The organism is Zhihengliuella halotolerans (assembly GCF_004217565.1).
In the GTDB taxonomy this organism is placed as follows: Bacteria; Actinomycetota; Actinomycetes; order Actinomycetales; family Micrococcaceae; genus Zhihengliuella; species Zhihengliuella halotolerans.
Map to the genome: position 1 here is coordinate 1441186 of NZ_SHLA01000001.1, position 11532 is coordinate 1452717.

General features: G+C 65.2%; 13 protein-coding genes. 4 read left to right on the forward strand and 9 right to left on the reverse strand.

The window, feature by feature from the left end; genetic code table 11:
* Window positions 1-21: 21 nt before the first annotated feature.
* The gene (locus EV380_RS06470) at window positions 22-738 is read right to left on the reverse strand and encodes a hypothetical protein (protein ID WP_130450138.1); all 717 of its coding nucleotides are present in this window, start codon (window positions 736-738) and stop codon (window positions 22-24) included.
* A gap of 213 nt (window positions 739-951) precedes the next feature.
* Here EV380_RS06470 and EV380_RS06475 point away from each other — a divergent pair, with 213 nt between their 5' ends.
* The 3 genes from EV380_RS06475 to EV380_RS17020 all read left to right on the forward strand — a co-directional run bounded on the left by EV380_RS06475 (window position 952) and on the right by EV380_RS17020 (window position 3837).
* Complete coding sequence (locus EV380_RS06475; protein ID WP_165391896.1) at window positions 952-2532, forward strand: cell wall-binding repeat-containing protein; 1581 nt, start codon at window positions 952-954, stop codon at window positions 2530-2532.
* Between the two features lie 262 nt (window positions 2533-2794).
* Window positions 2795-2962, forward strand: a complete 168-nt coding sequence (locus EV380_RS16560) for a hypothetical protein (protein WP_165391897.1) — start codon at window positions 2795-2797, stop codon at window positions 2960-2962.
* 68 nt (window positions 2963-3030) lie between these two features.
* Complete coding sequence (locus EV380_RS17020) at window positions 3031-3837, forward strand: type II toxin-antitoxin system death-on-curing family toxin (protein WP_165391898.1); 807 nt, start codon at window positions 3031-3033, stop codon at window positions 3835-3837.
* Here the strand turns inward: EV380_RS17020 and EV380_RS06485 are convergent, their stop codons facing one another.
* The 8 genes from EV380_RS06485 to EV380_RS16570 form a co-directional block, all read right to left on the reverse strand.
* Window positions 3838-4203 carry a hypothetical protein gene (locus EV380_RS06485; protein ID WP_207219337.1) on the reverse strand — a complete coding sequence of 122 codons (366 nt, stop codon included), beginning with the start codon at window positions 4201-4203 and terminating at the stop codon, window positions 3838-3840.
* A 14-nt stretch (window positions 4204-4217) separates the two neighbouring features.
* Window positions 4218-5144: an N-acetylmuramoyl-L-alanine amidase gene (locus tag EV380_RS06490; RefSeq protein ID WP_130450144.1), complete on the reverse strand. Its 927-nt coding sequence runs from the start codon at window positions 5142-5144 to the stop codon at window positions 4218-4220.
* Between the two features lie 64 nt (window positions 5145-5208).
* Entirely contained in the window at window positions 5209-5670 is a 462-nt protein-coding gene (locus EV380_RS06495; RefSeq protein WP_130450146.1) for a hypothetical protein, read from the reverse strand.
* A gap of 76 nt (window positions 5671-5746) precedes the next feature.
* A complete protein-coding gene (locus tag EV380_RS16565) occupies window positions 5747-5908 on the reverse strand; it encodes a hypothetical protein (protein WP_165391899.1) in 162 nt (53 codons plus the stop codon).
* Window positions 5909-5917: 9 nt separating this feature from the next.
* Entirely contained in the window at window positions 5918-7999 is a 2082-nt protein-coding gene (locus tag EV380_RS06500) for a pyocin knob domain-containing protein (RefSeq protein ID WP_130450148.1), read from the reverse strand.
* Window positions 8000-8008: 9 nt separating this feature from the next.
* Window positions 8009-8236, reverse strand: a complete 228-nt coding sequence (locus tag EV380_RS06505) for a hypothetical protein (protein ID WP_130450150.1) — start codon at window positions 8234-8236, stop codon at window positions 8009-8011.
* The gene (locus EV380_RS06510) at window positions 8236-9342 is read right to left on the reverse strand and encodes a hypothetical protein (RefSeq protein WP_130450152.1); all 1107 of its coding nucleotides are present in this window, start codon (window positions 9340-9342) and stop codon (window positions 8236-8238) included. Before EV380_RS06510 ends, EV380_RS06505 begins: the two co-directional genes overlap by 1 nt.
* On the reverse strand, window positions 9335-11131 hold the full coding sequence (locus tag EV380_RS16570) for a glycoside hydrolase family 78 protein (protein WP_165391900.1): 1797 nt from the start codon (window positions 11129-11131) through the stop codon (window positions 9335-9337). Before EV380_RS16570 ends, EV380_RS06510 begins: the two co-directional genes overlap by 8 nt.
* A gap of 19 nt (window positions 11132-11150) precedes the next feature.
* On the opposite strand from EV380_RS16570, the gene EV380_RS06520 reads away from it, so the two are divergent.
* The gene (locus EV380_RS06520; RefSeq protein ID WP_130450154.1) at window positions 11151-11384 is read left to right on the forward strand and encodes a hypothetical protein; all 234 of its coding nucleotides are present in this window, start codon (window positions 11151-11153) and stop codon (window positions 11382-11384) included.
* Window positions 11385-11532: the final 148 nt, after the last annotated feature.

Here is an 11532-nt window from a genome sequence, read left to right on the forward strand (position 1 = left end):
GATTCGGCCCCGGGCGGCGGTCTACCGGTCGAGCCAGCCTCGTCGGCGGGACTGAGCGGCGCCACCGGTGTCACCGCGGGCACCAGTCCGGGCGGCGGGGTCCGCGTGGACGAGCATGTTAATTCGGGAGAGGCTGAGGCTGAACCAGGCGGCGACGTCACGCCGGGTCCGGCCGGCGGCAACGAGCGCGACAATGGCCTCATCTCGGGTGGCGTCCGGTGGCAGCTCGTCGATGCCGAGCCGGTCCCGCAGGACGGCCGCGCACCGGTCAGAGCAGACCGGCCGGACAGTCCCCGTCACTCCCCCATCAGAGTCGACGTCCTCCGCGCACACGACGCACTGCACGCGCTTGCGAGCCGACGCGGCCTTCCGCACCCTGCGCTTCGGCCGACGACCCGGCGCCGGCTTGTCGAGCCACCCCTCCCCCGCCTCGCGGTCACGCGGACTCGGCCGTTCGACACCGCGGACAATGTTCTTCACCGTCCCCGGCGACAGCCCATACCAGGCACTCACCCACGCCAGCCGCCGGCCAGCCCCGATCAGCAATTCAAGTTGTTCGTCTCGATTCAGCCCGTCCGGCAGGGCGTCCACAGCGACGTGCTTGCGGACCGCGACCCAGCACGCATCCGAACACACCGGCTCGGCGCCGCCCTCAATCGGGCTCGTGCACACCAGGCATGCCAAGTACCGGCGCCGGGGCCCGTACTCGAGCGGCGGCTGCTGGTCACGGAAGATCATGGCACAGCATTCTAGTAGCTAGTTATGTGGTGGCGTTCGCTCGCCTTGGGACAGCACGAATCCATTGGTCTTTCGGGCTATCTAAGACACTTCCCGCCCCAGCGAAGTCAAACTCTAGAAACTGAGCACTGATATGCGATCGATCTGGGTAGGGTGACACGCATGAGAAATAGTTGGGGAAGAAAAGCTAGTGCCCTATTGGTATCTGCGGGCGTGCTTACAGGCCTAATCACCGGAGCTGTACCAGCGTCTGCGGCCGGCGTTGATTTCGAGCGCATCGCCGGCGAGACGCGGTATGAGACGGCCGTCCAAGCGTCAGAGCAGCAGTACCCGGCTGGCGCCGAAATCGTTTATCTGGCCACCGGCCAGAACTACGCTGACGCGCTCGTCGCCGCGCCAGCAGCCGCACGTCACGAAGCTCCGCTCCTGCTGACCAGGACGGATCGTCTGGACTCGACAACGGCCACTGAGATCGAGCGGCTCAACCCCACAGAAATCGTCATCGTCGGTGGCCCCGCCGCAGTCTCGGAGGAAGTCGCCCGACAGGCCGGAAAGCACTCAGATCAAGTTACGCGTCTGGCCGGCGAGAATCGATACGAGACCGCGAACAAAATCGTCCAGACCAACTTCGGATACGCCACACGGGCATTCATCGCCACAGGCACAGATTTTCCCGACGCACTCTCCGCGTCCGCCGTAGCTGCCACCAGGGACGCACCAGTCCTACTCGTCAAGGGCACTGCCTCAACTATCCCAGCCGAGACCGTAAGCACGCTGAAAAGCCTGCAGACCTCGTACGTTTACGTCGCCGGCGGGACGGCAGCCGTTAGCAACGACATCACCACGCACCTCCGGAACGAAAACATCATTCCGCACCGCGTAGCTGGCAAGAACCGCTACGAAACCAACGTCGCGCTGAACCGACTGCCAAGCTACTACAACTCGTCGTGGATCTATTTGGCCACCGGAGCAAATTACCCCGACGCGCTTACCGCCGCTGCAGTTGCAGGCTCCAATCGTGCCTCCCTCTACCTGTCCAAGCCCGATTGCCTCCCGAACAGCACCGGCAACGCAATCAACCTCAGCAGCGTCAATAAGGTAACTCTTGCCGGCGGACCGGCCGCGCTCTCCGAGAACGTCTACGACCTGCTGCTGTGCAGCCGCAGCGGAATCAACGACGATCTGCCAAAGGCAAACCAATCCGTCCTCACCCAACTGGACAGCCTCGAAGTCAAGGGACGTGCCCCAAAGACCGGATACGACCGCGACGAGTTCGGACCGGCCTGGCATGACGTCGACGGCAACGGATGCCGCACCCGCGACGACATCCTCCGCCGCGACCTCTACAACATCACCCTCGGTAGCACCACCGGATGCCCGGATAAGGGCGTACGAGCAGGAACGCTCGACGATCCCTACACGGGCGAAACGATCGACTTCGTCTACGGTGTCGGCACCAGCAACGCCGTCCACATCGACCACGTCGTCGCGCTCTCCGATTCCTGGCAAAAGGGCGCTCAACAGATGACCGAAACGCACCGCCTTCACTTCGCCAACGACCCCATCAACTTGCTTGCCGTCGACGGTCCGGCGAACTCCGCCAAGGGCGACTCGGACGCAGCGACCTGGCTGCCCCCAAACAAGACCGCACGCTGCGACTACGTCACCCGGCAGACGGCAATCAAAGCTCAGTACGGGCTCTGGGTGACCTTGGCGGAACGCGATGCGATCCGCGGCGTGATCAGCACCCAGTGCTCGAGTCAGAAGGCGATTGCCGTCACACCAGTTCGATAGTCCTCCGACAGCAACACGCACCCGGAACTTAAAGTGTGAAAGCGCCCCACGATCCGAAGATCGTGGGGCGCTTGTACGTGTGCCAGGCCCTCGGGGTGCTGCAGGCTCCGAGGGTCCGGCGTTGCCGCGGTCGTCACCCAGCCGCGGCGCTGGGAGATTGGGCGTCGGCCTGTTGACGTCGTCGCTATGCGGATGCGTCCGGTTGCGAATTAGTTGTGACACTTCCCTATCAGCTCACAGACAAGCTTGCTATCCTGCGGACATGACCACTACAGCGCACACCACGGAGAGTCCTCTCGACTACGCAAATGCGCCGACTTATATCGGCGACGACGGTGTCGAGTATGTGGACGAGCGCGCGCTCATGGCCCTCGCGGAAACCGAAGCCGACGGCTGGGCCCCGTTGTTTGAGCGCCTGGCAAGGCAGTGACCATCAGGTACCTCCCGGCTCAAGCCCTCGAAAGCCTGAACTTGCGTTTTGGTGGGCCTGGGGCCGGGGTGCGAGACCTGGATGGAGTCAAATCGTGTGCAGCCCGTCCCGCAAACGTTCCCCCAGACGTCGATCCTCCGCTAGATCTGTTTGATCGGGCTGCGTTGTACTTTCACGGGCTCGCTTCTACCCAACATTTCCACAACGGGAACAAGCGCACCGCCTGGGCCGCCACCGATCTATTCCTGAAACTCAATGGTGTTGGATTGCGCGAGACACCCGTTGTGGCGCGAGAGGCCCTTTCCCTTGCAACAGCGGTTCGCCAAGACGAAGAAGACTTTGACGAGACCAAAGTCGCGGAATGGCTGCGTGAGCATGCCCTGACGGCCGCTGACCATGTCAGGTCGGCCGTGCTTGCACAGTCAGTGGGCCAAGAAGGTCCGTTGGTCTCTGATCAGACATATAAAATGCCCTGCCAGATCTTGGGCCTCGTCAAGGGATCCGGCAGCCTCCGCTACACTCTGTCGGCTCAGGTCGAGTGGTTCCCACACGAGGTCGACTTAGAGCGGACTGTGAACCTGTCCGTGCGTCAAACTCATGGCACCCCATGGCGATTCTCGCACGCGTGTGACCCCTCCATGACTGCAACTGTCTCTCGCACGGTTTCTGCGCACTGGGCCCCCTCGGGCGTGGAGAGCTGGTCCCCTACCTTCGTCTTTGATATCGGAACCGACGATGACGCTGAAGGGTTCGTCAGCCTCAATATCGACGGAGAAGAGGCCTGGTCAGAACACATCATGATCAGAGTGATGGAATCTACCGAACCTGACTGGAGTTCTGCACCTGGGCGGGAGCCTGCTCCCGAAACGACTTGATTAGTCGCGCCCCTCGTGCTCTCTCACTACTGGGCTATTGCTAAGCCCGCGCCCTCGACGATAGACGGTCTCTCCGGTTCGCAGGGAAGATAGGTCGCTTCCCGAGGGAAGGGCGCCGTCGTAGCTTGGCGAGCGGGCAGAGCCGAGCAGAATCCGAACCAGCCATGCAGGTAGACGGGGCTCGGCCCATCGCCAAAGCGCGTACCAGGTGCCGATGATGATCGACGCAAGGACCGGCACCAGCAGGTCCCCGTACTCGAGCAGATCGGCTTTGAGCGGGGCGAGGACCGGCAATGCGCCGACCAGCCAGGTGATAAGACCACCCCAGAGGGTGGGGATGACCGTTCGCAGGATACTGGTGAGCATGGTGAAGGTCCTCTCTACTTCAGGCGCTCGGCGATGGCGTCGACGATGGCTTCGGCCTTGACCGAGTCGGTGCGCTCGACGATGAGGTCCGCGATTTCTTGGGCGGAAGTGCCGGCGTCGAGTTCTCGGATCAGGTCGCGGAGCCCACGAGTCTGGTCCCACGCGAGGCCTCCGTAGCTGAGGACGTCGTCGCGCGAGTTGTGGTGCTGGCCGAAGACCTCCGCGGCCTTGCCTTTCATCTGTGGCTTGCGGGCGGCGAACGCTTCGAGCCGCTCGTCGAGCAGTTCGCTCATTTCGGATTTGCTGACCATGTCGAACCAGTCCTTTCGGGTGGGGGTGGCGCCGGCGGGGTCGACGGCGTCCTTGCTGTTGGTAAGGCGCGCGAACTCTTCGAGGAAGAGCTTCCAGTCGAAGGCGGCGCCGGGGTCGCTACGGCGGCCGGGGTCGGAGTCGCCGTGGCCGAGGAAGCCGGGCTCGCCGCGGTGAGCTTGGGCGCGGGTGATGCGTTTCGCCGGGATCGTGATCCCGTACGTTTCTTTGAGCCATCGGGCGTAGGACGCGAAGCCGGCCGCACAGTTCTTGACGATGCGCTCGCGGCGGTCCTCGGGGATGCGGTGCCACTCCCCCGCGCGGACGGCCATGCTGCCGCCGTACGAGAAGTTGTTGGTGGCGGTGTCGTGCCACGTCTCGTAAGACGCCGGCGCCATGAAGACCAGGGAGTCGGAATCGCAGAGGAAGTGGTAGGAGCCGTATCCGGTCCGGGTGGCGATGAACTTCGCAACGGTCTCCGCGCCAGAGTCCTCACCAATGAGGTCGATGAAGTTTTCTGCGGTGTGCACCACGCAGGTCCCGGTCGGCTTGGCATTATTGCGTCGCGTCTTGCGGCACTGCGGGGTGTTCTTATTCGGGGTGTCGAGCAGGATGAATCCGGTGCTGCTCATGTCTGCCTCCTGGGCATAAGAAAAGCCCCGGCCGGGACGGCTCAGGGCTTGATGTGGTGGCGGGTCAGGGGACGTACCCGTCCGGTGGGGACGGAGGCGGTGGGGCCTTGCCGTCCCAGATGTGTTTCTCTAGCTGGGCGATGTGCCGGCGCGACGCGTGCTTGTCCGCGTAGAAGCCGGTCACACGGTTGTTGAGCTTGTCAATCTGGTCGTTGTGCTCGCGCCGCTGCGCCGCGAGCTGCTGATCGAGGTGTGCCCGATCAGATCGCAGCTCCTCGATCAGCTTCTCCCGCGCGGCCGCAACGGCGTTCTGCCGCTCCTGGTCGAGCGCGGCCCGCTCGGCCGCGAGCTTCTCCCGGGCGAGCTTGTCCTCGGCGGCGGCCTTGTCCTTAAGCACATGGTGCCCGTAGATCACACCGACGACCGAGAGCACCCCGATAACCAAGGTCGCCAGCGGGGCGTAGAGCGGGGCTAGTAGCTCGAGCCAGCCCGGAGCATCGGCGAGCGCTGTTGGGGGTAAATCCACACGGCCTCCTACGGTGTGAGTGATGGGAAGAGAAAGGCCCCTGCGGAGCGCGGGGGCCTTTCTGGGGTGCTGGAGGTTACGGCAGGTCGGCGGGGTCGCCCCCGCAGGCGACGAATCGCGCGTGCAGTTCGGTGATCTGCTCGGGGATCTGGACGAGCGCGGCTCGCCGTTCCTGCTCCGCGAGCACCGCGTTCAGATGGTCCGACAATCCTTCGTCGGTGAGCGTGGTCAAGTCCACGGCTTCTCCTTACTGGTAGGGGATGGTGCCGATGGCGGTACCCGGCAGGGTCGACGGCGCGGCGGCAGTCGTCGCGAAGGAAACCTCGGTCGCCCCGTTGTTCGTGGTGACGGTGCCGGTGCTCATGAAGATCGCCCCATCCCACCGGATCGTCATCAGCTTCATCACGGTGCCCGCCTCGTCGGAGCGGAGGAAGACCTCCGTCGTCCCCTGTGGGCGGAAACCGCTCGGAAGCTGCCAGACAGCCGAGGTGCTGGCTGCAGACCCGTTCAGGTTGTGAATGCGAAGCGTGACCGTGTAGCCCTCGCGCCGGATGCGGAAGTCGGTGCCGACCGTCCACCCGTTCGTGAGGAGACCTGACACGTCCCGCCACCCGGAGTCATAGTGGATGAGCTGCTCGCGCCCGTTGATCGGGTCCCGCACCGTGATCTTTCGCCCGGCCGTCTCGTCGAACTGCGGATCCCCCGACTGCCACGGATACCACGTCCCGGAGTAGTAGGTTCGGTGCCAGACCCGGTTCGTCGACCCGTACGAGTGGTACTTCTGCGTGACGTTCGACCCGGTGCTGTTAGACCTGACCATGACGTCGCCGGCTCGACCTTCGGGGTAGTTGTTTCCACCCCCAGCATTCACCGAAGCGGGCTGGAAATAGTCGCCAGGGACCAGCAGCGTGTTGAGGTCCACGTCCCCCAGCTGGATCATCTCCATGTTCCGGCGGTTCGCCAGCACCAGCTCATACGGCGAGAGGACGACCAGAACCCCCTCGTCGACCTTCTGTTGCACGTAGTTCAGGTGCGCTTCGAACTCGGCCGTCGTGATCTTGCCCGTGAGGTTGATCTGCGACGGGTGGAGCATGATTTGGATACCCTCGCCGTTGGCAATGGCGATGTCGACGCGGTCGTTCAAGGTGGCGGCGCTCAGGCTGTCCGCCGTGAGGTGCCCCATGCCGTGTCGGACTACCCCGTCCAGAGGGCGGTGGTAGGCAGTGTCCGGGATGTAGCCCGATGAGACAGCGTGGTGCTCGAGGATGAGCCGCCCGGCGACGGTCTCGAAGAACGCCTCGGCGCTGTTGCCGCCGTTGAATCCGAGGTAGCTGGAACCGCCGACGCCAGGAGGAGCGAAGCCGTCGATGACCGCTGAGGGGATCTGCGAGCGCAGCGTTTCCAGCGATTCGACGATCCGCTGCTCGAGGAGAGACACAGTGGTCGCATCGCTGTGGTTCTCGGCGTGGTGCCAGATCTCCAGGAGCCCCTCCTGCACCCAACCGTCGACCTGCGCGGGGGTCACTCCGCCCATCTCGGCGTAACCCCACTGATTCGAGTTCAGCGCCTGCGAGTGCTTCCACCAGCGAGCGTCGAAGAGCGGCTTGATCTCGTCCCGGTAGTTCGCCAGTCCGTGATCGAACCGGTAGGCGACTGCAGCCCGCCCGTTGGTGTGGACCGGGCCCCGGCGACGCGTGAAGTCTTGCAGCAGCATCGGGTTCGCCGCGCCGGACAGCATCGCCGCCGGGTTGTCCATACGCCGCCAGTCCGACCAGCCAGTGCCCAGCGCGTTGACCGTGTTGCGCTCCCAGACCCGGCGTTCGAACGACTCGGAGTATGTGTAATACGTCTGCACTGTGTGGACGTAGTTGCCCACCGTCGCCGTGGAGACCTCTACCTGGAACGGGCTGTCTGCCGCATCGGGCGGACGATTGGTCATGGTCGCGGTATTCGAGACCGACCGAGAGAAGCGCCACCCGTTGACCTGCACCGTGTTCAGGTCGGAACCGTTCGCGAGCTCCTGCGGGTTCTCCAGCACGGATACCCGGTCGCCGAGCGCCGCGGCCTCTGCTATCGCTTCAGCAGACGTCTTGACGAGGGCGTAGTCTCCGAATTTTGCTTCGATTCTGCGTACGGTCCCCTGCGTCTTGAAGCTGCCGACGTACCCCTTTGAATTCGAGGCGAGCACCGGGACCGGGTTCTCATTCATGTCGTAGACCTGGATCGAGCTCCCGGTGGCGGCGTCGGCGATGGTGCCGGCGACCCCGGCGACCGGGGCGAGGGTACGGGGGTCAACGACGACAAACGCGTCGAACGTGGAGAAAGCCATCGTGGCTCCTTACTTTCTGATGCCCATGAGGACGGCCTGCCGGCCGATGATCTGGATGTACGCCCGGTCACCATCCGCGACCGCGACGAGACTGGTTGGCCGGATCTCCGCGCCCTCCGGGTCCCCGTCTAGGCGGACCTCGACCGGGCTGGCCGTGGTGACCGTTCCCCATCGGTACGTCTGCCGCTGCGGCGGGTCCGCCGAGAGCAGCAGCTCGAGCGGATCTGGACTCGCCATCAGTCCCTCACCTCCCGCACCGTCGCCTGGATCAGCCCGCCCGTTTTCAGGTCGATACTCATCTTCTGGATTACGCAGGTCGCGTCGATGCCGCGCGTCTGCCGCCGCACCCGGATCCGCGAGTTCAGATTCACGGGCACGAACGCGAACGACACCTGGAACGTGGACGTGACGTTCGAGAGCTCGGTCATGCGGCGCTCGGCGATGCCGTCTAGGACCTCCTGGCTGGTGGCCTCGACGTTCTCCTCCACGTGCGTGACCCACCGGCCACGGGACGGGAACGACAGCGGGTCGGACGGATCCTCGTTCGTGACCGTCGACGTCAGCGCCGGTGCTTCGCCATCCGTACTGGCGATGCAAAGCACGCGGTTCGGGACCTTGAAGAAGTCCTCTTCGTGCTCCATCCCCGGGCTCAGGATCGACCATTTGTTGTCGACGAACTCGAATGCCTCCGGTCTGTCCGCGGGCCGCACGTACGGCGATGCCCGGTACTTGCCGTGCACGTCGCACCAGAGCGAGAAGAAATTCACCGCTGCCAACAGGTCGTTGACGATGCGCAGGACGGACGTCCCGGCCTCCCAGACCAGCTGGGACGGCAGCACCTCCGAGGTCTCCTCGATGATCACGTCCGCCGGATTCGCGCCCGAGGACGCGACCAGGTCGCGGACGACGTCGACCACCGGGGCGCCCTTCGCCGCCGAGAACGTCTCCAGCACGGCGTCGGCGTTGAGGATGCTCAGCTTGTCGTACAGGGCGACCGACTGGCTGCGTGCCACCCCGTACGACGTCGCCGGCGTCTCCGGCAGGTACACGCCCAGCGGGTAATCCTGCTCGCTGCCGTCGTGCAGGGTCAGGACCCGGACCGGCTTCAGTCGCGTCTGCAGCCAGTCGACGGGCTCGCCCGTGTAGGCGAGCTCGCCGCCGGTGCGAATCGTGTTGTGCACGGACCAGTCGAGGGAGGCGTCGCCGACGCCGTCGAGGGTGCCGCGCTGGATCTCGTCGAGGTCCAAGACCCGCCACTCAACTCGCTCCGACCGGTGCGTCAGCAGCGGGTCCGGGACGAAGGTCTCCGGCAGGTTGCCGCCCCAGAAAAGCGGACTACTCATGGTGGCTGACCTCCGTCCACGAGAAGTTGGCGTCCGTGACGATCCGCTCGCTGCTGTCGGCGAGCTCCTGCAACGACACGAAGATCCGCTCGCCGAGCGGGTCGCGGTAGCAGACCGGGGCCGGAAGGTCGACGACGCGCCGCAGTTGAGTCAGGGTGGCGCCGCCGTCCGGGTTCGGGCTGACCCGGACCGCGAGACTGCCCGTGTGCCGGCGGTGCTCGCCGGCGAACTCGACCGGGTGCGTCCGTCCAGCGAATTCGTGCAGGACTTTCTCCCGGCTGAAGGACCGAGACCGTTTCGCGTTCGCCCGGACCCGGGCCACCACGGAAAAACCCGGGCCCGCGTTGAGGTAGCACCAACCCTCGCCGGCATCGACGACGACCTGCACGACCAGTGACTCCGCCGTCGACGGCAGCGCCGACACCGAGACCGCGCGATAGTGGTTCACCCCGACCAGGGCCGGAATGTAGTCCGTCAGCGCCGTCGTCTTCGGCAGGTTGGTCGCGATCAGCGTCCAGGGGCCGTCGTCGATCGCCCGGTATAGGTCCACGTACTCGGCTTCCGGGGCCGGCGCGACGGCGTCCGGGGTGTCGATGGTGATCATCATCGCCCCGGTGTCCACGTCGAAGTTCGCGGTCACCGCGGGTGCCGGCGGCTCCGCGTAGTCGACCGTGAAGTAGTTCCGATCCTCGGCGGACCAGAGGCCCGCCCCATCCCGGACAGCCACGCCCACCGAGTACGAGGCGCCGTCCTTCAAGTACGTCTCGAACACCGCCGAGGCCGCGTCGTCCGTACCCTGCAGCGTCTCCAGGGCGGCGTCGGCCGCGCTGTAGAGCACCACGGCCCACCCGGTCTGGCTGCTGGCCTCGGCGTCCCCATACGACCAGGCGGCCGTCAGCGAGGACGTCTCGACGACGGCAGCATCCGCTGGCGTCGTCAGGTTTACGGTCGGCGTCGACGAGACCTCGAGCAGCACCGTCTCAGACCAGGGCGACTCCGACGGTTCGGTCGCGTACTCGCCCCACGTGCGGACCTGCCACTCAAGCGTCGCGCCGTTCGCGAACGTCCCACCCGCGAACTCGTGCGAGAACGAGCTGCCGGCCAGCTTGCCGGTGCTCGTCCAGTCTCCGCCGTCGACCCGGTACTGGATCTCGTACGCAGTCTGCGCCGTGCCGTCGACGGGGTTGTGCACCCAATAGAAGGCCATCACCGACGCCCCGTCGAACGCATCCAGCGGAGCGGTCGGCGTAGGAGCCAGCGGGTTGGTGAGCAACTGCACGACGGCCGAGTACGCCCACTCCGACTGCCGACCGTCCGCGGTCATTGCGACCGCGTACTGGTGCGTCTTGGCTGGATCGGGCCCGACATGCGTGTACGACGTCGTGTCCGCCGCCAGCGTCGCCAGATCGTAGTTCCAGGCCCCGCCGTCCTCGCTGTGCGCGAACTTCAAACCCGTGTTGTATCGGGCGACGATGTCCCATGTGACCGAGATGTCCGTGCCCGAGCGCACGGCGACCAGGTCGGCCGCCGGCGCCGGCCGGGTCGGTACGTAGCCCGAATACGCCCAGTCGGAGCTGCCGGCGTCGTTCTCGGCCCGGACCCGCAGCCGGTATCGATTGTCCGCCTCGGCCGAGTTGTACGTGTAGCTCGTCCGGGACGGCCCGCCGACGTACGCCGTCGAGTACGACCCCGAAACCAGATCCCACACCTGGATGCGGACCCGGTCTCGCGGCTTCCCGGACGTCGCCGTCGGCAGATTCCACGACCCGTCCAGCTGTGTGTCCGACACGTACGCCAGGGCCGCACCCGTGGGAGAGTCCGGCGGGCTGATCGGCCGCTTCTTCGTCACATGCGAGCCCGATACGCTCGCCGTGCCCGAGACCGCGTTGATGCCCGTCAGCGATGCGTTCACCGTCGTCGTCACCGTAGACGAGTACGACGTCGACCGGCTGATCGTGAGGGTCTTCAGCTTCTTTTTGTTCGAGCTGGACCAGGGCGACGTCGAGGACGTCGACACCGAGACCGCACCCGAGAAGCTGTAGTCCCCGCCGATCGTGAGGGTGTTCGACGAGTCTGAGACCGGGCCTTTCGTCCAGATCCACACGTCCACCGTCACGTCGACCGACGACGTGCCCGTGCCCACCGACGACGGCGACTGGCTGAACTCGTAACCCAACCTCATCCCGTTGG